Here is a 21,282-nt window from a genome sequence, read left to right on the forward strand (position 1 = left end):
GTAATAAGGTGGTGCCCATGAGTCGTCGGAGCAGGAGCACCACGGGGCTGGCGGGCATGTTCGCGGTGATGGGCGTGCTGCACTTCGTCAAGCCGAAACCGTTCGAACGGATCGTCCCGAAGGCGTTACCGGCCAAGAAGGAGCTGGTCTACGCCTCCGGGGTGGCCGAACTGGCCTGCGCCGCGGGGTTGCTCCACCCGCGGACGCGGCGGGCGGCCGGGCTGGCCAGCGTGGCGCTGCTGGCCGCGGTGTTCCCGGCCAACGTGCAGATGGCGCTCGACGTGAACCGGAAGGGATCCGGGCGCGCCAAGGCGATCGCTTTCGGGCGGTTGCCGCTGCAGGTTCCGCTGATCCGGGCGGCGCTGAAGGCGTCGCGCGAGGTCTAGGCAGAGGGGGCTGGGGATAACTGGTCGGACGGAATGCGCCGGACGGATATCCTCCTTGGTGTCCGAAGTTTCTGTCCTACTGGTCATTGCCTGGAGATTCCCGTGATTCTGCGTATGTCGTCGTTGTTCCTCCGCACCCTTCGCGAGGACCCGGCGGACGCGGAGGTCCCGAGCCACAAGCTGCTCGTCCGCGCCGGCTACATCCGCCGTACCGCGCCCGGGATGTACACCTGGCTGCCGCTGGGCCTGCGGGTGCTGCGCAACGTCGAGAAGATCGTCCGCGACGAGATGAACGCGATCGGCGCGCAGGAACTGGTCTTCCCGTCGCTGCTGCCGCGCGAGCCCTACGAGGCGACCGGCCGCTGGACCGAGTACGGGCCGAACCTGTTCCGGCTGAAGGACCGCAAGGGCGCCGACATGCTGCTCGGGCCGACGCACGAGGAGATGTTCACCCTGGTGGTGAAGGACCTCTACTCGTCGTACAAGGACCTGCCGCTGTCGATCTACCAGATCCAGAACAAGTATCGCGACGAGGCGCGGCCGCGGGCCGGCGTCCTGCGTGGGCGTGAGTTCGTGATGAAGGACTCCTACTCCTTCGACATCGACCAGGCCGGGCTGCAGACGTCGTACGACCTGCATCGCAAGGCGTACATCGCGATCTTCGACCGGCTCGGGTTCGACTACGTGATCGTGCAGGCGATGTCCGGCGCGATGGGCGGGTCGGCCTCGGAGGAGTTCCTGGCGATCGCGGAGAACGGCGAGGACACCTTCGTCCGCTCCCCGGGTGGGTACGCGGCCAACGTCGAGGCTGTCGTTGTGCCGCAGACCGCCGCGGTGGACTTCGCTGACGTGCCGGCGGCCGAGGTCGTCGACACCCCGGACACGCCGACCATCGACACGCTGGTCGACGCGCTGAACGCGAAGCACGCGCGCACCGACGGCCGGGAGTGGACGGCCGCCGACACGTTGAAGAACGTGCTGGTCATGCTGGTGCACCCGGACGGGACCCGCGAGCCGCTGGCGATCGGCGTACCGGGTGACCGGGCGATCGACGAGAAGCGCCTCGGCGCGCAGGTCGAGCCGGCCGAGGTCGCCGCGTTCGAGGACGGCGACTTCGCGAAGAACCCGGCGCTGGCCAAGGGGTACATCGGTCCGGGCGTGCTCGGCAAGGAGAACAGCTCCGGCATTCGGTACCTGCTCGACCCGCGCGTCGGCGAGGGCTCGGCGTGGGTGACGGGCGCGGACAAGGCCGGGTACCACGTGATCAACCTGGTGCACGGCCGCGACTTCACCGCCGACGGCACGATCCAGGCCGCCGAGGTGCGCGACGGTGACGACGCGCCGGACGGCTCGGGTCCGCTGTCGGCCGCGCGGGGCATCGAGATGGGACACATCTTCCAGCTCGGCCAGAAGTACGCCGACGCGCTCGACCTCAAGGTGCTCGACCAGAACGGCAAGCTCGTCACGGTCACGATGGGCTCGTACGGCGTCGGCGTGACGCGCGCCGTCGCCGCGATCGCCGAGGGCAACCACGACGAGATCGGCCTGATCTGGCCGCGCGAGATCGCGCCGGCCGACGTCCACCTGGTCGCCACCGGCAAGGACGCCGAGGTCTTCACCAAGGCAGCCGAGATCGCCGCCGCGCTGGAGTCCCATGGCCTCACGGTCCTGTACGACGACCGCGAGAAGGTCTCGCCGGGCGTGAAGTTCAAGGACGCCGAGCTGCTCGGTGTCCCGACCATCGCCGTGGTCGGCAAGGGCCTCGCCGACGGCACCATCGAGGTCAAGGACCGCCGCTCCGGCGAGCGCTCCGACGTACCGGTCGACCAGGTCGTCGCCCATTTGGTCGAGGTCGTCCGCAGCTAGTAGCTCCACCCGTCAGAAGCCCCTCGTCGAAGTTGACGAGGGGCTTCCGCGCTTCCAGGACAGGAGACCGATGGATGACCAGGCGACAGACGATGCCTGCACCTTCTGCGCCATCGTCGCGGGACGCCTGCCGGCGCGGGTGCTGTACGAGGATGATTCGGCGGTCGCGTTCCTGGACATCCGCCCATTGCGCCGGGGGCACACGCTCGTTGTGCCACGGCTTCACGTCGTCGATCTGACTGCCGAGGGCGCTGTTGAGGCTGTGGCTGCCGTCGGTCCCGCCCTGCAGCAGACGACCCGGCTCCTGCTCGCTCGCCTCCCAGCCGAGGGAGTCAGCCTCCTCCAAGCCAACGGTCCCGCGGCCGGCCAGGAGGTCTTCCACCTCCACTTCCACCTGGTCCCGCGCTGGACGGGTGATCGTCCTCTGACCGACTGGACCCCAGACGCAGGAGCCGGCGCATCGCTGGACGAGTTGCACAAGCAGCTCGCCGGCCGGCTTCCTGATCGGCCTCCTGTCGAGCGAGGGCGTCGAGCAGATAGCGGGCAACGCGCACGTGGCCGTCCCGGAATGCCTCGTGCGAGAAGCTCATCGGAGGTGACGCGGGCCGTGTCGATCGCCAGCAGCACCCGCCCGTTCACGGCTGGCCTGGCACCTAGTTGCGTCCGACGACGCTTGCCTGCGACCAGGCGATTTCGCAGTCTTGCTGTCAGCTGGTGGTTCATCGGACTCAAGTGCGGGGCTCGCCAGCGACGCGGGGACGTCGCCAGACGGCCTCCGCGACGGCCGCCGGCCGAGACGGGCTCGCTGCTCGACGTGCACCACTTGTCAGGTGGGTGACTGGGCCGGGTGAACGCTATCGCGCGGTGTATCGGGTGGTTGGTGGGTGCTGCGCGTCGGTGGGCAGGCGAATGTGGGGCAGTCGGTGGCGGTGGGGATGAAGGTGGGGATGGCGGTGACAGGTGGTCGGGCTGGCGCGGGCCTGGGCGTCAGTCGGGTGGTGCAGGTTCGCGTGGCGGGATGGTGGACGGGTGGGTCAGGGGCGGACCCAGACTGTCCAGCGTTCCAGGCGGTGGTAGGTGAGGCGTTGGTAGACGGGTTGGCCGGCGTCGCTGGCGATGAGGGTGGCGGGTTGGGTGGGGTGGTGGGTGGTGGCGGCCCAGGTGATGGCGGCGCCGGCGCCTTGGCCTCGGGCCTGGGGGAGGACGGCGACGTTCTCGACGACGGTGAGGCCGTGGGCGGTGTGGGCTACTGAGGTGGCGAGGGGTGTGCTGCCGTCGTACGCGACCCAGGCGGCGGTGTCGTCGGCGAGGAACGTGGGGGAGTAGAGAGAGCCGGGCTGGTACGGCTGGAGTTCGGGGAGCGGGTAGCCCTCGATGAGGACCCGTTCGGCGTCGGCGAGGCCGGGTTCGTCGGTGACCTGGCGGATTTCGAGGTCCGTGGTCGGCGGCGTGATCGGCGTACTGGGGAACCGCATCATCAGCGGGGGATGGCCTGCCAGGGCCAGGCCGTACGGCGTGAGGTCGTGCGTTGGCCAGGCGCTGACGAAGAGGTAAGGGACGTCGCGGGGGAGTTCGCGGGCGACGGACGCGATCACCTCGGCGGGGTCGACCGGTTGTTTCGGGACGATCCAGTTGGTGATCGGGCCGCGGTCGCCGAGGATGCCGCCGGCCCAGGTGTCGCCGTCGTACCAGGGGCGATCGGCGCGGCGAGCTGCTGCGACCGCCCAGGACGCGTGGGCGAGGACTGCCTGGCGGACGAGTGAGTCGGCGGCGGGGACGTCCGGCTCCCAGCCGGTGGTCAGGTGTTCGTCCTCCGGCGGCAGGATCGATGAGGTCATCCGGATCAGCTCCTCGACAGACGTCGATTCACTGTCGCACAAAGGCCGCGCGCGTTCCGATCGGCAGCGGTCGGCAGCGTCCGGGGGATCGGCAGCTCGAGAAAGTTTCTGAGATTTCTCGGCGATTGATGTCGAGGATCGTTGGGTCGCTGCGATCAGGGGGTGTGGCGCCTATCAAGGGGTGCCCGGTGATTGGAATGGGTGGGACTCCATGACGGGAAGTTCGGTTGCGCGGTCCGGGATCGATGGGCTGAGGGCGGCGGTGAAGGGTGAGGTGCTCACCGACGTCGACGCGACGTACGAGGTGGCGAGCAAGACGTTCAACGTGCAGGGGTATCCGGCGGTGGTGGTGCGGTGTGCCGGGGCCGAGGATATTGCGACGGCGCTGCGGTACGCCGGGGAGCATCAGCTTCCGGTGGCAGTGCGGAGTGGCGGGCATCATCCGGCTGGGTTCGGGACGAATGACGGGGGAGTGGTGATCGACGTCGGGCTGTTGGACGAGGTGACTGTTCTGCCGGATCGTCGGACGGTTCGGATTGGGACTGGGGCGACGTGGGGGCGGGTTGCCAAGGAGCTGGGTGGTGCGGGGCTGGCGATTTCGTCGGGGGATACGGCTGCGGTGGGGGTCGGTGGGTTGCTGGGTGGCGGTGGGATCGGGTGGATGGTGCGTCGGCTCGGGCTGGCGCTCGACAGTGTGGTGGCGGCCGAGGTGGTGACCGCCGACGGTGTTGCTCGTCGGGTGGATGCGGCGAACGAGCCGGAGCTGTTCTGGGGTGTTCGCGGGGCCGCTGGGAGCCTGGGCGTTGTGACGTCGTACGACGTAGTGGCGGATCACCAGCCGACGGTGCTGTTCGGGAATCTGTTGTTCCCGTGGACGCAGCTCGAGCAGGTGGTGAGCGGTTGGGCGGCGTACATGGTGGATGCGCCCGTCGAGCTGTCGTCGTCGGTGCAGTTGCCGCCGACGATGGTCGCGGATCGACAGGCGCCGGTCGCGGTCATGGTCTGCATCTCGGGTGATCAAGCGGATGCCGAGCGGCTGCTCGCGCCGCTGCGGGCGCTCGGCACGGTGATCACCGACACCGTGGCGGAGATCCCGTACGGCGACATCCTGACGACCGAGCAGATGCCGCCGGGGTGGACGCCGCGGATGCGGAACGGGATGTTCGAGCAGTTGACCCCGGCGCTGGTCGAGCGGTTGGCCGACGCGCGGCGGCGGATGCCGGCGATGGCGGTGGACATCCGGGCGCTTGGTGGCGCGTACGGCGCGGTCGGCGCGGATGCGACGGCGTTCGCTCACCGCGACGCGCGGTTCCTGGTGAACGGGGTGCTGCTGGGGTCGACCGACATGTACGGCGGTCAGATCGAGGAGTTCGAGGAGCTCTGGGCGGAGTTGGCGCCGGAGCGGGCGTACGGGAACTTCCTGTCGCACCCGACCGACGCCGATGTCGATCGGTGCTTCCCGAAGTCGCACCGGGACCGCCTGGCAGCGTTGAAGCGCGCGGTGGATCCGGATTGCGTGTTCAGTACGGCGCTGACGGTGCCGCCGATCGGGCGCACCGCCTGACTGGCTCGTTGTTTCACCACTGACGCGGTGTACCGGGCCAGTCGTCGAAGTACGGACCAGTCGTCGAGCAACGCGTCAGTCGGCAGTCCGCAGAGGGCGCGGAGGGGCCAGGGCAGCCGTGGGTCAGCTGGGTAGCCGGGTGAGGCGGTCGCGGAGGTAGTTCTGTTCGGCGGTGTTGCGGGTGCGGTCGAGGGCGGCCTCGTACTGGGCGCGGGCGGCGTCGTACCGGCCGGCGAGTTCGTGGAGGTGGGCGAGGACCGACAGGCGGCGGTGGTGGTCGCCGAGGTGGCGGTCGTCGGCGAGGGCGTCGACGATCGCGATCCCGGCGTCCGGGCCGTCGGTCATCGCGACCGCCACGGCTTGGCCGAGGCGGACCATCGGGCCTGGGTCGATCTCGGCGAGGATGCGGTAGAGGCCGGCGATCTGTTGCCAGTCGGTCGATTCGACGGAGTCTGCTTCGCTGTGGACCGCGGCGATGGCGGCTTCCAGTTGGTACGGGCCGACGCGGCCGGACTGCAGCGCTGACTCGATGAGGGTGGTGCCTTCGGCGATCTCGGAGGTGTACCAGCGGGTGCGGTCCTGGCGGTCGGCCGGTACGAGGTCGCCTCCGAGACCTGTGCGGGCGTCGCGGCGGGCGTGGGTGAGGATCATCAGCGCGAGCAACCCGGCGACCTCACCGGTCGGCGGGGCCGGAGCCGGAGCAGGGGCCGGAGTTGCATCGGCGGAGTGAGGCAGAGGGCGGCGAGGCGTGAGCGAGTCGTGCAGCATGCGGGTGATACGCAGGGCCTCGACGGCCAGGTCCAGACGTTGGAGATCGTCGCCGGAGCTCGCGGTGTGGCCTTCGTTGAAGATCAGGTAGAGCACCTGCAGTACGGCGCGCAGGCGCTCGTCGTACTGCTCGCCAGTGGGGAGTTCGAAGCGGGCGCCGGCGTCTTTGATCAGGCGCTTGGCGCGGCTGATGCGCTGGGCGACCGTCGACTCGGGGACGAGGAGAGCCGCTGCGACCTCGGCGGTGGTCAGGCCGCCCACCGAGCGGAGGGTCAGGGCGATCTGTGAGGCCGCGCTGAGGGTCGGGTGGCAGCAGAGGATCAGCAGGCGCAGCGTGTCGTCGGTGTCCTCGAGCTCGTCCACGACCGGAGTGCGCAGGTAGTCCGTGAGCTCGCGCTGCCTGCGCGCGTTGTCGCGCCGCCAGCCGTCCATCAGGCGACGGGTGGCGACGCTGATCAACCAACCAACCGGTTGTTCGGGTACGCCGTGCGCGCGCCACTGGGTGGAGGCCGCGAGCAGCGCCTCCTGGACGGCGTCCTCGCACTGGTCGAACACCCCGTACCGCCGAACGAGCGTCGCCAACGCCTTGGGAGCCCCGGCCCGAATCGCAGCTTCGAGTTCTCCGTCGGAAGTCACAGCCGCGAGATCACTCGCCCGGGTCCAGTTGGGCGAGGCCTGCCTCGTCCAAATCACGCACCGGTCTGACCTCGATGCGTTGGACGGCGGCGTACGGGACCTCGGCGGCGATCTCCAGGGCACGCTCGATCGACGGGACGTCCACCACCAGCGCGCCGGCCAGGAACTCCTTCGTCTCCAGGAACGGGCGGTCCGAGATCACCGGCGTACCGGCGACCGTCTGCACGGTCTTCGACGACGACGGCAGCTCCAGGGCGAGGATCTGCACCAGCTCGCCCGAGGCTCGCAGGCGGCCGATGCGGTCGACCAGGTCGTCCCCACCGATCAGCGCGCGGCGCTGCTCGGCGGTCAGGCCCTCCAGGGCTTCGGGATTGTTGTGGATCAGCAGCAAGAACTTCACCACCCCATTGTCGCGACCCACGCGGTTCACGTCCGCTGGTTTCTGTGGAGCCGGTCACGTCGACCCCTGTAAGGGTTCACTCGTACTACGGCCTTACCTGATGATGGACGGGTGAGTGCATCCCGGGGGCGTTGTGCCTGATATCTCCTTGTGGACCGTCGTGTTCCTGGTGGTCGCCGCCTTCGCGGCCGGCTGGATCGACGCGGTGGTCGGCGGTGGCGGCCTGATCCAGCTCCCCGCGATGCTGCTCGGGCTGCCGAACGCGTCGCCGGCGCAGATCCTGTCGACCAACAAGATCTCCTCGCTGTGCGGTACGGCGACCAGTGCGGTCACGTTCGGCGTCAAGGTCCGCCCGGACCGCCGGACAGTGATCCCGTTGACGATCCTGGCCGGGATCGGCGCGGCCGCCGGCGCGTTGGTGGCGACGAAGATCCCGATGAGCTGGTTCAAGCCGATCGTGCTCGTCCTGCTGATCGGCGTCGCGATCTACACCGCCCTGAAGCCGTCTCTCGGCGCCCGGACCGCGCTCAGGTGGGACGGCCGCAACCACTACGTCGCCGCCGGCGCGGTCGGCCTGCTGATCGGCTTCTACGACGGCGCGGTCGGGCCCGGGACCGGTTCGTTCCTGATCTTCGCGCTGGTCGGCCTGCTCGGCTACAACTTCCTCCGCGCCAGCGCGAAGGCGAAGATCGCGAACGTCGCCACGAACCTCGGCGCGATCGCCGTCTTCGCCGCGCACGGCGCCCCGCTGTGGGGGCTCGGCCTGACGATGGGCGCCGCCAACATGGTCGGCGGCCTGCTCGGAGCCCGTACGGCGGTCGCCCGCGGCAGCAAGTTCGTCCGGATCATCTTCCTGGTCGTGGTCAGCGCGCTGATCCTCCGCCTCGGCTACGACGTCTTTGCCTGAGGCAACCAAAGCCACGTCCTGCAATGCGTTTGCCCAAGGCCCCCGCCTGCCCCCACACTGAGCTGGAACCGCCGGATCAGCAGCGGAACCGGAGATCTCCGGAGCCGTCCTGCGCGTTGTACCCCGGCAGCCGCTTTGCATCGGACAAAGAGATCTGTCCCGGGGGCACGCTGTCCCGGCCCAACGCTCTGCAGGCCCGGCTGCTCGTCACGAGCCGGGACCTCCGCCGCGGTCCGGGGTGACCCCGGGCCAGATCGTCCATCGCAACGGCCCACCCAGACGACCGGCGAGAGGAAGTGGACGATGGCGAAGATCACCGTGCAGACGCACGAGCAGGTCCTGGTGTACCGGGACGGCGTCTTCGAGTCCCAGCTCGAGCCCGGCCGGCACACCGTCCGCCAGGTCCGCCGGACCCGGCAGGAGCGCATCGACCGGCGCATCCGGCAGCTGTCGGTCTCCGGGCAGGAGATCTTCACCGCGGACGGCGTGACCGTGCGCGTCACCGCGATCGCTCGCTGGAAGGTGATCGACGCGCGCGCCTTCGTCGAGCGCGCCGAGAACCCCGAGGACCTGCTGCACGTCGCACTGCAACTGGAGATCCGGGACGCCGTCGGGCGCCACGAGCTGGACGAGTTGCTCCGCCCCGAAGGCCGCGCCGCCGTCACCTCCGCACTTGCAGGTACGGATCAGTCCGTCGAAGAGGAGCAGCAGCACGCGCCCGGCAGCCTTCGGGCGACGGCTGCCGAGTTCGGGATCGCCATCCTCGACGTCGCCGTCCGCGACCTCGGTGTCATCGGCGAGCTGCGCACGGCTCTCGCCGAGACCGCGATCGAACGCCAGCGCGGTCGCGCGGCCCTCGAGCGTGCCCGCGGCGAGGCGGCGGCACTGCGCTCACTGGCGAACTCGGCCAAGCTGCTCGACGACCACCCGGCCCTCGCGACGCTGCGCCTGGTCCAGGCCGCGGCCGAGTCCGGCGCCACCGTCGTACTGACTCCGGATGGACTACCGTCTCGGGCATGAAGGTCCTGTACGACGGCCCGGTGCACGTCTCCTACTTCCAGATCTACGTGATGTCCGGCGGGACGTTCGCGAGCGATCCGGCGGAGTCGAACCAGGGCCAGGCCAACGGACTGTGCGGGGCCGCGTTGCCGGGAACCCTGTTCCTGACCACCGGCCTGCACACCGGACAGACCCACTTCACCGTCGAGCTGTACGCCGATCAACCGCCCGTCGACGACACCTGGGAAGAGGTCGTCGAGGCCTCCTTCCGCCCGGCCGAGCAGGAGATCGCGCTGGTCGAGTGGGCCGGCGAGGCGATCCACCACCTCGACCTGCCGATCGACGACTACCGCGTCCGCTACTGCGCGACCGGGATGGACGCCGCCGCCGAGGCCGACACGGTCAAGGACGACGAGCCGCCGATCGACCGGTACCTGCTCCAGTTCTGGCCGGCCCCGCCGCAGCCCGACGCGATCCTCAAGCAGACCGCCGAAGTCGCCGAGTACTGGCACCACGCCTGGAAGGACTAGCCATGGTCGACTACGACGACCGCCTGCACAGCGTCTACGCCGCCGGCCGCGCGGTTGACCAGGAAACGATCGACGCCTGGATGCGCGCGTACGCCGAGGTCGCACCGCCCGAGCGCCCGTTGACGGTCCTCGATCTCGGCTCGGGGACCGGCCGCTTCACCGGCGCGCTGGCCGAGACGTTCGGCGGTCCGGCGTACGGCGTGGAGCCTTCGGCGCGGATGCGCGAGCAGGCGCCGGCCCATCCCGGCGTCACCTACCTCGAAGGAACCGCCGAGGCGATCCCGCTGCCGGACGCGTCGGTCGACGTGGCGTTGCTGTACTTGTCCTTCCACCACTTCACCGACCAGCAGCAGGCGCTCCACGAACTGCATCGCGTGCTCAGGCCCGGGGGAGTCGTGCTGCTGCGCAGCCAGTTCGCGGACCGGATGCCGGACCTGCCCTGGTACAAGTACTTCCCGTCGGCTCCGGCGGTCGATGCCGCGATGTACCGGACGGTCGAGGAGACCGAGCGGATGGCCCGGGCCGCGAACCTCGTCCCGGACGCGGAGGTGCGCGTGGTCGAGGCCGAACGGCACCGCACCCTCACGACGCTGTACGAGCGGGTGAGCACGAAAGCGCTGTCGACGTTCGAGCACCTGCCGGCCGACGAGATCGAGGCCGGCTTCGAACAGTTCCGCCGCGACGCCGAGGCGGATCCGGACCGGCCGACCCCGGTGATCCCGGCAACCGTCATGGTGCTCAGGCGTTAGCCAGGTTCTGCCCGTTCGTGCAGATCCTCTGCTCCGGGTCGGTTCGCCGACCTAGGGTCGCGACATGACGACGATCTTCGACGGGCGGATGGGCCTGACCTTCGGCCAGATCTACCTGATGACCGGTGGGGTGGACTGGCCTGATTTCGACGACGCCCGGCGCGGTCAGGTCAACGGCCTCTGCGGTGGCGCCCAGTCCGGACGGCTGCTGCTGATCACGGGCCTGCACAGCGGCGAGGTCGGGCTCCGGGTCGAGCGGCTCGACGCCGAGCCGGCGCTGGACGACACCTGGGAGGAGATCGTCGAGGTCTCCTTCGAGCCGGTCGGTCCCGAGCTGGTGCTGCACGGGCTGGACGCCGGGATGTACGTGTCGACCGAGCTGCCGGTCGTCAGCTACCGGGCCCGCTACTGCGCCGCCGACATGGACAAGGGCAAGGAGGTCGACGTGGTCAGTGCCGACGAGCCGGTCGTCGACCGCTACCTGCTCCAGCTCTGGCCCGCCGAGCCGGCGCCGGACGTGATCCGCAAGCAGACCTCAGCTACGGCGTCGTACTGGCACCAAGAGCACTAAAGGTCCCAGTGCACTTTCGCCGCTGAAGGCTTCCGGAAGACCAGCCCGCGCGGGGGAGGAGACGACGGGGCGAGCCGCAACCCAGGCAACGCCAGAGCAGCCCGCAGAGCGGTGAGAGCTTCGAGCCGCGCCAGGTGCATGCCGAGACAGATGTGCGGTCCGCTGGCCCAGGCCAGATGCCGCCGGGCGTTCGTACGCCGTACGTCGAAGTCGTCCGGCGAAGCGAAGATCGAAGGATCGCGACCGGCGCCCGCCAGCGAGACGGTGACGAGATCGCCACGACGGATCGAGCAGCCGGCCAGCTCGACGTCCTCAGTCGCGTACCGATCGACCACAGCGGCCGCGGGCTCGAGCCGCAGCGACTCCTCCAGCGCGTTCGGCAGCAACGACGGATCGGCCAGCACCGAGTCGAGCTGCGCGGGATGCGTGAGCAGGTGCCACAGGCAGTTGGTGATCATGCCCTCGGTGGTCTCGATCCCGCCGAACATCAGCACCGCCGCGTTCGCCACCACCTCGTCCACGCCCAGGCCCGCGTGCGCCGCCTCGGCGACCAGCGAGTCCGACGACTCGATGCCTGAGGCAACATGCGCGTGCAGCCGCCCGAACGCCTCGGCCCCGGCCGCGGTCACCCGCCGCCCGGCCGCGACACCGGTCACCGAGTCCGAGATCGCCTCGTACCACCCGAGCACGGTGTCGGACGAGGCCGGCGGCAACCCGAGCGAGTAGGCCACCACGGCCACGGACAACGGACCGGCGAGCGCACGGCGTAAATCCGCCGAGCCGTCCGCGGCAAAGGCCGCCACCAAGGAAGAAACGGTCTCCGAGACCGGCCCGGTGAACCGCGCCCGCGTCTCCGCCAGCCCGAAGGCGTGCTCGAACGGCGCCCGGTGCGCCGAGTGCGCCGTACCGTCCAGCGACAACATCGACGGCCCGACGACCTGGGCGGTGGAGAAGCGCGGATCGTCGACGGTGAACGTCACCGGATCCCGCATCACCCGCACCGCGAGCTCGCGCCCACTCACCACCCACGCGTCGAGCGCGTCCACCCAACCGACCGGCCGCACGGCCGCGAGCGCCGCGTGCGGCGACTCCTCGAGCTCCGCCAAAGTCACCATCACCAAGAGCGTAGCGGGGCAGACCACAACCCTCACTGGTATTGCTGAGACAGATCGGATCTCAACGACTCAGCGGGGCAGTGGGTTACGAAACCAGAACCTTGGGCATCTAGGGTGTGGGCCATGTCTGAGAACCTGGTGCTGCTGCCTGCCGTCGATGTGGCGGACGGGCAGGCGGTTCGGCTGGTGCAGGGTGCGGCCGGCAGCGAGACCTCGTACGGCGACCCGCTGGCCGCCGCGATGGCGTGGCAGGAAGCCGGCGCCGACTGGATCCACCTGGTCGACCTCGACGCCGCGTTCGGCCGGGGCAGCAACCGTGAACTGCTCGCCGACGTCACCGGCAAGCTCGACGTCCAGGTGGAGCTGTCCGGCGGGATCCGCGACGACGCGTCGCTGGAGGCCGCCCTCGCGACCGGCGCCCGCCGGGTCAACATCGGCACCGCCGCGCTGGAGGACCCGGAGTGGTGCGACCGGATCATCGCGCAGTACGGCGACCGGGTCGCGATCGGCCTGGACGTCCGCGGCCGGACGCTGGCCGCGCGCGGGTGGACCAAGGAGGGCGGCGACCTCTACGAGGTGCTCGACCGTCTGGAGAAGGCCGGCTGCGAGCGGTACGTCGTCACCGACGTGACCAAGGACGGCATGCTCCAGGGCCCGAACCTGGACCTCTACCGCGACCTGTGCGCGCGCACCGCCAAGCCGATCGTCGCCTCCGGCGGCGTCTCGAGCCTTGACGACCTGACAGCACTGAGCACGCTCGTGAAGGACGGCGTCGAGGGCGTCATCGTCGGCAAGGCCCTGTACGCCGGCGCGTTCACCCTGACCGAGGCACTCGAACTCACCCGTGGAGGCGACAAGTGAGGCTTGCCGACAAGCTGGACGGCAAGAAGGTCCTGGTCACCGGTGTGACCGGGTTCGTCGGTGAGGCACTGCTGCACCGCATGATCGGTGAGCTGCCGGGCACGACGGTGGTCGCGATCATCCGGCCGAAGGGCTCGCTCAAGGGCACCGACCGGATGGCCCAGCTGCTGAAGAAGGACATCTTCAAGCCGTTCTACGGCGAGGGCACCCCGTACGCCGACGCCGAGGCGCTGTCCGCGGCCCGGGTCCAGGTCGTCGAGGGCGACCTGTCCGACGTACCGGAGCTGCCGACCGATCTCGACATCGTCGTGCACTGCGCCGGCGACGTCAGCTTCGACCCGCCGATCCACGAGGCGTTCACCACCAACGTGCTCGGCACCAAGAGCCTGCTCGAGCGGATCGACCAGAGCCGGGCCGTCGACGGCCACTCGATCCACTACGTGCACATCTCCACGGCGTACACCGCCGGACGTCGTCGCGGCGCGATCCCGGAGGCCCCGGTCGAGCACACCGTCGACTGGCGCAGCGAGGCCGCGGCCGGGATGGAGATGAAGTCCCGGATCGAGGGCATGTCGCGCTCGGCCGCGATGCTGACCAAGTTCCGCAAGGACTCCGAGAAGCTGCACCGCCGCGCCGGTCACCTGACCGCCGCCGCCGACACCGAGCGCCGCCGCACCGAGTGGGTGGCCAAGAAGCTGGTCGAGACCGGCACCGAGCGGGCCCGCAGCCTCGGCTGGACCGACTGCTACACCTTCACCAAGGCGCTCGGCGAGCGCGTGGTCGAGGAGTTCGCGGCCAAGTTCCCGACCTCGATCGTCCGGCCGGCCATCATCGAGTCCGCGGTGCAGAGCCCGCACCCGGGCTGGATCGAGGGCTTCAAGATGGCCGAGCCGCTGATCCTGGCCTACGGCCGCGGCGAGCTGCCGGAGTTCCCGGCCAGCCCCGACTCCGTCGTCGAGATCATCCCGGTCGACCACGTGGTCGGCGCGATCTGCGCGGTGATGGCGACCGAGCCCGAGCTGAGCAAGCCGGAGTACTACCACGTCAGCTCCGGCGCCCGGAACCCGCTGACCTTCGAGCAGCTGTACGCCGGCGTGCGCGCCTACTTCTCCAAGCACCCGTTCGACCTGGGCGAGCGTGGCGCGGTCCGGCTGCCGGTCTGGAAGTTCCCCGGCGGCGACTCGGTCGAGAGCATGCTGCGGTACGGCGAGAAGGCGCACAAGATCGCCGACCGGATCATCACCACGGTTCCGCGCAGCGAGCGGGTCCGCAAGTACGCGCGCGAGCTCGACGTGCAGAAGCGCCGGCTCGACTTCCTGCGCCGCTACATGGACCTGTACTCCGAGTACGCGCAGGCCGAGCTGCAGTTCATCGACGACAACGTGCTCGCCCTGCACAACGCCCTCGAGGGTGACGACCAGGAGAAGTTCGCCTGCGACACCTCGGTCGTCGACTGGCAGTACTACCTGCAGGAGCTGCACTGCCCGAGCGTCACGGAGTCGATGCGCCGGCTGGACGTCGTACGGAAGAAGCGCAACAAGTCCCTGGCCGAGAACGCCGGCGTCCTGAAGAAGGTCCAGCCGTCGGAGGACGCCGAGATCATCGCGGCCTTCGACATGGACGGCACGCTGCTGTCGTCGAACGTGATCGAGACCTACCTGTGGATGCGGCTGCCCGAGCTGGACAGCCACCAGCGGGTCGGTGAGCTCGGCGCGATGCTGCGCAAGCTGCCGAAGCTGATCTCGGCCGAGCGCAAGGACCGCGGCACGTTCCTGCGGACCATCTACCGCCGGTACGAGGGCGCCGACCTGGAAGAGCTGAACCGGATCGTCGACGAGGTCCTGGCCGAGCACGTGCTGGAGCGACTCAGCGGTGACGCCGTACGGCGGATCCGTGAGCACCGCGCGGCCGGCCACAAGACGATCCTGATCACCGGCGCGGTCCGGCCGCTGACCCGGCCGCTGGAGCCGCTGTTCGACGAGATCGTCGCGGCCGAGCTGGCCGTCGACGACCGCGGCCGCTGCACCGGCTACCTGTCCGGCCCGCCGCTGGTCGGCGAGTCCCGGGCGGCCTGGATCAAGCACCGCGCCCGCGGCACGAACATCGACCTGTCCAGGTCGTACGCCTACGCCGACAGCCACTCGGACCTGCCGATGCTGGCCGCCGTCGGCAACCCGGTCGCCGTCTCGCCGGACGTCTCGCTGTTCCGGGCCGCCCGGGCCGCGCGCTGGCAGATCGTGGACTGGAAGACGCCCACCACATCCTCACGTCTGGAGATCCCCGGGGTGAACGCCCGATGATGCTCGCCCTGGAGATGTACCGCTCTCCGGCCAAGTACCTGGCCGCGAAGGCGGTCGGCAGCCGGATCCCGGGTGTGCTCACCGGCCCGGCGGCACCGCTGCGACTCGTCACGATCAGCGAGCCGAAGTCCGACCGCGAGGGCTGGGCCCGGATCCGGCCGATCCTGTCCGGCATCTGCGGCTCCGACCTCGGCATGGTCACGGGCCACACCAAGCTGTACTTCTCGGCGCTGGTGTCGATGCCGTTCGTGCCCGGTCACGAGATCGTCGGCGAACTGCTGGAGGACTGCGAGGACCTGCCCAAGGGCACCCGCGTGGTGATGGACTCGGTCCTGACCTGTGCCGCGCGCGGTGTCGAGCCGTGCGAGAGCTGTGCGACCGGCCGCACCAACCGCTGCGACCGGATCACCGTCGGCCACGTCGCGCCGGGTCTGCAGACCGGCTTCTGTCAGGACACCGGTGGCGGTTGGGGCAACGTGATGGTTGCCCACCGCAGCCAGCTGTACGCCGTACCGGAGGGTCTTTCGGACGAGCGCGCCGTACTGGTCGAGCCCCTGGCGGGTGCGGTCCACACCGCGCTGCGCGTCAAGGTCCAGCCGGGCCAGTCGGTCCTGGTCAGCGGAGCCGGAGCGGTCGGGCTGTTCGCGACCCTCGCGCTGCGCGAGCTGACGCAGGCCGGCCGGATCACGGTCGTCGCCAAGCACCCCAAGCAGCGTGAGCTGGCCAAGGCCTTCGGTGCCAGCGATGTGGTCGCTCCCGACGAGGTCTTCCGCGGAGTACGCCGGGCGACCGGCGCCTTCCGGCTCAAGCCGGAGCTGAACGCCAAGGAGTTCCTGCTCGGCGGCGTCGACATCGCCGTCGACGCGGTCGGCAGCAAGGACTCGATCGACACCGTGCTGCGGGTCACCAAGGCCGGTGGCCGGGTGGTCCTGGCCGGGATGCCGTCGACGGGTGCGGACCTGTCGCCGGTGTGGTTCCGCGAGCTGGAGCTGACCGGAACGTACGCGTCCTCGCGGGAGGAGCCGAACGACCGGCCCGCCTTCGAGACCGCGCTGGAGATCGCCGCGAAGGCGCCGCTGGACGGCGTGGTCGGCGCGCGGTACCCGCTCTACCGGTGGCGTGAGGCGTTGGACCACGCCCAGTCCGCCGGCCGCCTGGGCACCGTGAAGGTGGCCTTCGATGTGAGGGCCTCATGACGGCTCCGCTGCTGAACGTACGACGAGAGAGGTTCTGACATGTCTCGGCCAGGGTTTGTGCTTGAGGTGGACGACCGGACGCCGCCGCTGCTCGTGCACAACGGTGAGGGCTTCCTGCTGGAGCGGTTCCCGCTCGGTACGCGGGTCGTGTACCCGCCGGAGGCGCTGCCGCCGGTGCGCGACGTCGAGGAAGCGATCCAGAACGCGCTGCTCCACCCGCTGGAGTCCGAGCCGCTGCCGGAGCTGCTGCGGCCGGGGATGCGGCTGACGATCGCGTTCGACGACATCTCGCTGCCGCTGCCGCCGATGAAGAAGCCCGACATCCGCCAGCGGATCATCGAGGCCGTCCTGACGATGGCCGCCGACGCCGGCGTCGACGACGTCGAGCTGATCTCGGCCAACGCGCTGCACCGCCGGCTCACCCCGAACGAGCTGCGCGACATCGTCGGCGAGCGGGTCTTCCGGTCGTTCTTCCCCGACGGCAAGCTGTACAACTTCGACGCCGAGGACACCGAGAACCTGACCCACCTGGGCCAGACCCGGCACGGCGAGGACGTCGAGATCTCCAAGCGGGCGGCCGAGTCCGACCTGCTGGTCTACGTGAACGTGAACCTGGTGGCGATGGACGGCGGCCACAAGTCGACGTCGATCGGGCTGGCGTCGTACAAGTCGCTGAAGCACCACCACAACAGCCACACGATGATCCACTCGCGGTCCTTCATGGACCACAAGGCCTCGAAGATGCACCACTCGGCCTGGCGGATGGGCGAGATCCTCACCGAGCACGTCAAGGTCTTCCAGATCGAGACCACGCTGAACAACGACATCTTCGGCGGGCCGCTGGAGTTCCTGCAGAAGCGCGAGTGGGAGTGGTCGATCAAGGACCAGGCCGCGATGCTCGGCGCCAAGCGCGGTCTCGCGCTGGCCCCGTCCAAGGCCCGGCGCAAGATCTTCCAGGACGTCCGCGCGAACTACGGGCTGACCGGGATCCACGCCGGCAAGATCGAGCCGGTGCACGACAAGACCATCGAGAACGTGCACAAGCAGCACCTGGTCGAGGTGCAGGGCCAGTCCGACGTCGCGATCATGGGCGTGCCGTTCGTCGGCCCGTACAACGTGAACTCGGTGATGAACCCGATCCTGGCCGCCTGCATGGGGCTCGGCTACTACTTCAACTCCTACCGGGGCAACCCGATCGTCCGCAAGGACGGCGCGGTGATCCTGTACCACCCGGTCGACTACGAGTTCAGCCAGCTGCACCACCCGTCGTACGTGGACTTCTTCGAGGAGGTGCTGTCGGAGTCGACCGACCCGGCCACCATCGAGGCGAAGTTCGAGAAGCAGTACGCCGAGGACCCGTGGTACATCCACCTGTACCGGACGTCGTACGCCTACCACGGCGTGCACCCGTTCTACATGTGGTACTGGATCAGCCACGCCCTGGACCACTGCGGCGACATCGTCTGGGTCGGCGCGAACCGCAAGACCGTCGAGCGGATGGGCTTCCGGTCCGCCTCGACGCTGCAGGACGCGCTGGAGATGGTCAGCCACTCGGTCGGCCGGTCGCCGTCGATCACCTACCTGCACAACCCGCCGCACCTGCTCGCGGACGTTCGCTGATGGGGACGAACCTGGTGAAGTTCGGGCGGGACACCGCCCGCGACGTCAAGCAGGTCGCGCGCGGCTGGCGGTGGGGCCGGCGGACGCAGGTCCCGCGCTCGGCCGAGCCGTACGTGATCCCGAAGGAGTCCTCGGTCTTCCCGACCCGGTGGGCCCGGACTCCGGCCGCGATCGCGGTCCGTGAGGTGCTGCAGAAGGGCGCGCTCAACTCGGTCCTGCGGTTCGAGGTGAACCCGCAGGTCAGCGGCCTGGACTCGCTGCTCAAGCTGGACGGCCCGGCGCTGATCGTGGCCAACCACTCGTCGCACCTGGACACCCCGCTGGTGCTCTGCACGCTGCCGGACGCGATGCGCCGCAAGACCGCCGTCGCGGCGGCCGCGGACTACTTCTTCGACACCTGGTGGCGGGCGACCGCGTCGGCGATCGTGTTCAACACGTTCCCGATCGAGCGCCGCGGCGGCAAGCTCAGCGCGACGCCGGGCGACCTGCTCGCCGACGGGTGGAACGTGGTGGTCTTCCCCGAGGGCACCCGCTCGCCCGACGGCTGGATGGAACGCTTCCGGATGGGCGCGGCGTACCTTGCCGTCGAGCACAACGTGCCGATCATCCCGGTCGGCATCAAGGGCTCGTTCGCCGCGATGCCGCGCGGCCGCGGCTGGCCGGTTCCGGGGCGCCCGACGGTCGCCGTCCGGTACGGCGACCCGCTGCACGCCGCCGAGGGAGAGAGCGCCCGCGAGTTCGCGCCGCGCATCTCCGCCGCGGTGTCGGCGCTGCTCGATGAGGAGTCGACCACCTGGTACGAGGCCCGTCGCCGCGTCGCGACGGGCGCTTCGCCGTCACAGTCGGGTCCGGATGCCGCTCGCTGGCGCCGGGTGTGGGAGTCGACCACCCCGATCAAGGGCTCGACGAGCAAGCGCAGGGCCTGGAAGTAGGACCTGCACCACTCACCGACCGAGCGCGGAGCACCTGCTGACAGGTGCTCCGCGCTCGTCGTGTGCCGGGGTCAGATGCGGTGACTGCTGGACCTGCTCGCTAGCCTTGTCCCCGTGACTCTCGCCGTGCGTGTGATTCCCTGCTTGGACGTCGATGCCGGGCGGGTGGTCAAGGGTGTCAACTTCGTCAACCTGCGCGACGCCGGCGACCCGGTCGAGATGGCCAAGCTGTACGACGGTGAGGGCGCCGACGAGCTGACCTTCCTCGACATCACCGCGTCGTCCGGATCGCGCGAGACGACGTACGACGTGGTCGGGCGGACCGCCGAGCAGGTCTTCATCCCGCTCACCGTCGGTGGTGGCGTGCGCGAGGCCGCGGACGTGGACCGGCTGCTGCGCGCGGGCGCGGACAAGGTGGGGATCAACACCGGCGCGATCCACCGGCCCGCGGTGATCGAGGAGATCGCGCACCGCTTCGGCAACCAGGTGCTCGTGCTGTCGCTCGACGTACGGCGGTCGGCCGAGCAGCCGAGCGGGTTCGAGGTGACGACGCACGGCGGGCGGAAGTCGGCCGGGCTGGACGCGATCGAGTGGGCCCGCAAGGGCGCCGAGCTCGGCGCGGGCGAGATCCTGCTGAACTCGATGGATGCCGACGGCACCAAAAAGGGCTTCGACCTGGAACTGATCCGCGCGGTCCGCGCGGTGGTCGACGTCCCGCTGATCGCCAGCGGGGGAGCGGGCGCGCCCGAGCACTTCCCGCCCGCGGTCGAGGCCGGCGCCGACGCGCTGCTCGCCGCGAGCGTCTTCCACTTCGGCGACCTGCGGATCGCCGACGTGAAGAAGGCCCTCCGCGACGCCGGCATCGTGGTCCGGTGAACGAAATGGTTGCCCAGCGCCCCGATTCCGCGTCCGGTACGACGGCCGCTGTCGCCACCGCGGCTGCTGCCGACGCGGGATCTGGCGCGCGGACGCCGTCCACCGGCGCTCCGGCCGCCGGGCGGCCCGCGGGCGCCGGTCCCACCACCGGCCGGTCGACCGGGCGTCCGCCGGAGCTGATCGCCGACGTCGAGCAGGAGTTGTCGATCCTGCTTCGCCGGGCGCGCTCCGCGCAGATGCTGTTGGCTCGGCGGGTGCACCCGGAGATGGATGCTGCCGGGTATGCCTTGATCTCGCAGATCGACCTCGGGACGGCGGGCGGTGGCGCCGGCGTACGGGCTTCCGATGTCGCCCAGGCGCTCGGCCTCGACAAGTCGACGGTCAGCCGCGGGCTGTCCCAGCTCGAGACCCTCGGTCTGATCGAACGCGTCGGCGACCCCGACGACGGCCGCGCCCGCCTGCTGCGGATGACGACGGCCGGCGCCGACGGGTACGACGCAATGCGCGCCCAGCGCCAGGCCGAGTTCCGCGCCATCCTCGACCGCTGGGACAGCGCCGACCTGACCGACCTGGCCCGCCTCCTCAGCCGCCTCAACACCGACCTGAGCTGACCGGGGGAGACGGCGAACAAAGCCGCCGCCTCCCGCACGACCAGGCCGGCGTCGTACTCAGGTCTCGCCGTGTTGCCAGCCGCCGCAGTTGACGACGTGGGAGCTGCCGTCGGTGACACAGACGCGGACTCTGATGTTCCGGTTCTCCGGCAGGTTCTCGCGCTGGAACGTCTGCTCGTCACCCCACCCGGTGGTCAGGGTGAACCTCCAGTCGGTCCCGCCGAGCGGCGACATGTCGACCTGCAGCTGGGCCGAGTGACCGTCGTTGCAGGTGTCGCGAATCGTGAACCAGTCGCCCTTGGCGTTGAAGAGCCCCTCCGCGCCGCGATGGGTCTCGTCCTTGCAGCTCTTGTGCGTCACGGTCGCCATGCCGGTGTCCTGACTGGCCGTCGCCGTGGCCGGGGTCAGGGCGGCGGCGGTGACCGCGGTGAGTCCGGTGGCGACCGCCAGCCCGAGGGTGCGTCGTCCGTTGCTCATGGTGAAGAACTCCAGTGGTTCGGCGGACCGCCGGTTGCCGTCCGCTGTCGATCCCGACCCTGCCGAGAACGGAACGATCC

At 69.9% G+C, this 21,282-nt stretch carries 21 protein-coding genes; 16 read left to right on the top strand and 5 right to left on the bottom strand.

The annotated features are described in order from the left end of the window. The first annotated feature begins 17 nt into the window (after positions 1-17). The 3 genes from ACYVIO_RS23395 (at position 18) to ACYVIO_RS23405 (ending at position 3,090) form a co-directional block, all read left to right on the top strand. Positions 18-386: a DoxX family protein gene (locus ACYVIO_RS23395; protein WP_460652998.1), complete on the top strand. Its 369-nt coding sequence runs from the start codon at positions 18-20 to the stop codon at positions 384-386. Positions 387-488: 102 nt separating this feature from the next. Further along, positions 489-2,252, top strand: a complete 1,764-nt coding sequence (locus ACYVIO_RS23400; protein ID WP_460652999.1) for a proline--tRNA ligase — start codon at positions 489-491, stop codon at positions 2,250-2,252. Positions 2,253-2,322: 70 nt separating this feature from the next. Further along, the gene (locus tag ACYVIO_RS23405; RefSeq protein WP_460653000.1) at positions 2,323-3,090 is read left to right on the top strand and encodes an HIT family protein; all 768 of its coding nucleotides are present in this window, start codon (positions 2,323-2,325) and stop codon (positions 3,088-3,090) included. A 196-nt stretch (positions 3,091-3,286) separates the two neighbouring features. Here ACYVIO_RS23405 and ACYVIO_RS23410 read toward each other — a convergent pair whose 3' ends face one another. Further along, the gene (locus ACYVIO_RS23410) at positions 3,287-4,090 is read right to left on the bottom strand and encodes a hypothetical protein (RefSeq protein WP_460653001.1); all 804 of its coding nucleotides are present in this window, start codon (positions 4,088-4,090) and stop codon (positions 3,287-3,289) included. 211 nt (positions 4,091-4,301) lie between these two features. Between ACYVIO_RS23410 and ACYVIO_RS23415 the strand changes: the two genes are divergently transcribed. Then, positions 4,302-5,654 carry an FAD-binding oxidoreductase gene (locus ACYVIO_RS23415; protein WP_460653002.1) on the top strand — a complete coding sequence of 451 codons (1,353 nt, stop codon included), beginning with the start codon at positions 4,302-4,304 and terminating at the stop codon, positions 5,652-5,654. 123 nt (positions 5,655-5,777) lie between these two features. Here ACYVIO_RS23415 and ACYVIO_RS23420 read toward each other — a convergent pair whose 3' ends face one another. Beyond that, positions 5,778-7,058, bottom strand: coding sequence for an RNA polymerase sigma factor (locus ACYVIO_RS23420; protein WP_460653003.1), 1,281 nt, complete (start codon positions 7,056-7,058; stop codon positions 5,778-5,780). A gap of 10 nt (positions 7,059-7,068) precedes the next feature. Then, positions 7,069-7,458 (bottom strand): YciI family protein, encoded by a 390-nt coding sequence (locus tag ACYVIO_RS23425; RefSeq protein WP_460653004.1) that lies wholly within the window; start codon positions 7,456-7,458, stop codon positions 7,069-7,071. Positions 7,459-7,591: 133 nt separating this feature from the next. On the opposite strand from ACYVIO_RS23425, the gene ACYVIO_RS23430 reads away from it, so the two are divergent. The 5 genes from ACYVIO_RS23430 to ACYVIO_RS23450 all read left to right on the top strand — a co-directional run bounded on the left by ACYVIO_RS23430 (position 7,592) and on the right by ACYVIO_RS23450 (position 11,214). Further along, complete coding sequence (locus ACYVIO_RS23430; protein ID WP_460653005.1) at positions 7,592-8,365, top strand: sulfite exporter TauE/SafE family protein; 774 nt, start codon at positions 7,592-7,594, stop codon at positions 8,363-8,365. 303 nt (positions 8,366-8,668) lie between these two features. Continuing rightward, positions 8,669-9,385, top strand: a complete 717-nt coding sequence (locus tag ACYVIO_RS23435; protein WP_460653006.1) for a slipin family protein — start codon at positions 8,669-8,671, stop codon at positions 9,383-9,385. Beyond that, positions 9,382-9,894 (top strand): hypothetical protein, encoded by a 513-nt coding sequence (locus ACYVIO_RS23440; RefSeq protein ID WP_460653007.1) that lies wholly within the window; start codon positions 9,382-9,384, stop codon positions 9,892-9,894. The genes ACYVIO_RS23435 and ACYVIO_RS23440 overlap by 4 nt, the downstream gene beginning before the upstream one ends. Positions 9,895-9,896: 2 nt before the next feature. Further along, complete coding sequence (locus ACYVIO_RS23445; RefSeq protein WP_460653008.1) at positions 9,897-10,643, top strand: class I SAM-dependent methyltransferase; 747 nt, start codon at positions 9,897-9,899, stop codon at positions 10,641-10,643. Positions 10,644-10,707: 64 nt separating this feature from the next. Then, positions 10,708-11,214, top strand: a complete 507-nt coding sequence (locus tag ACYVIO_RS23450) for a hypothetical protein (protein ID WP_460653009.1) — start codon at positions 10,708-10,710, stop codon at positions 11,212-11,214. Here the strand turns inward: ACYVIO_RS23450 and ACYVIO_RS23455 are convergent. Then, positions 11,211-12,329, bottom strand: coding sequence for a cytochrome P450 (locus ACYVIO_RS23455; RefSeq protein WP_460653010.1), 1,119 nt, complete (start codon positions 12,327-12,329; stop codon positions 11,211-11,213). The genes ACYVIO_RS23450 and ACYVIO_RS23455 overlap by 4 nt on opposite strands. 123 nt (positions 12,330-12,452) lie before the next feature. On the opposite strand from ACYVIO_RS23455, the gene priA reads away from it, so the two are divergent. From priA to ACYVIO_RS23490, 7 genes are all read left to right on the top strand, one after another. After that, positions 12,453-13,190, top strand: a complete 738-nt coding sequence (gene priA / locus ACYVIO_RS23460) for a bifunctional 1-(5-phosphoribosyl)-5-((5-phosphoribosylamino)methylideneamino)imidazole-4-carboxamide isomerase/phosphoribosylanthranilate isomerase PriA (protein WP_460653011.1) — start codon at positions 12,453-12,455, stop codon at positions 13,188-13,190. Then, a complete protein-coding gene (locus tag ACYVIO_RS23465; protein WP_460653012.1) occupies positions 13,187-15,490 on the top strand; it encodes an HAD-IB family hydrolase in 2,304 nt (767 codons plus the stop codon). The genes priA and ACYVIO_RS23465 overlap by 4 nt, the downstream gene beginning before the upstream one ends. Beyond that, a complete protein-coding gene (locus tag ACYVIO_RS23470) occupies positions 15,487-16,686 on the top strand; it encodes a zinc-dependent alcohol dehydrogenase (protein WP_460653013.1) in 1,200 nt (399 codons plus the stop codon). The genes ACYVIO_RS23465 and ACYVIO_RS23470 overlap by 4 nt, the downstream gene beginning before the upstream one ends. A gap of 39 nt (positions 16,687-16,725) precedes the next feature. Continuing rightward, positions 16,726-18,306: an NPN-dependent hydroxyacid isomerase, LarAH14/15/16 family gene (gene larAH, locus ACYVIO_RS23475; protein ID WP_460653014.1), complete on the top strand. Its 1,581-nt coding sequence runs from the start codon at positions 16,726-16,728 to the stop codon at positions 18,304-18,306. Beyond that, the gene (locus ACYVIO_RS23480; RefSeq protein ID WP_460653015.1) at positions 18,306-19,238 is read left to right on the top strand and encodes a lysophospholipid acyltransferase family protein; all 933 of its coding nucleotides are present in this window, start codon (positions 18,306-18,308) and stop codon (positions 19,236-19,238) included. The genes larAH and ACYVIO_RS23480 overlap by 1 nt, the downstream gene beginning before the upstream one ends. Positions 19,239-19,352: 114 nt before the next feature. Continuing rightward, positions 19,353-20,114: an imidazole glycerol phosphate synthase subunit HisF gene (gene hisF / locus ACYVIO_RS23485; RefSeq protein WP_460653016.1), complete on the top strand. Its 762-nt coding sequence runs from the start codon at positions 19,353-19,355 to the stop codon at positions 20,112-20,114. 5 nt (positions 20,115-20,119) lie between these two features. Beyond that, positions 20,120-20,725 carry a MarR family winged helix-turn-helix transcriptional regulator gene (locus ACYVIO_RS23490; RefSeq protein ID WP_460653561.1) on the top strand — a complete coding sequence of 202 codons (606 nt, stop codon included), beginning with the start codon at positions 20,120-20,122 and terminating at the stop codon, positions 20,723-20,725. Between the two features lie 57 nt (positions 20,726-20,782). On the opposite strand, the gene ACYVIO_RS23495 is transcribed toward ACYVIO_RS23490, so the two are convergent. Then, positions 20,783-21,202 (bottom strand): hypothetical protein, encoded by a 420-nt coding sequence (locus ACYVIO_RS23495; RefSeq protein ID WP_460653017.1) that lies wholly within the window; start codon positions 21,200-21,202, stop codon positions 20,783-20,785. Positions 21,203-21,282 lie beyond the last annotated feature (80 nt).

The organism is Kribbella endophytica, from assembly GCF_054781295.1.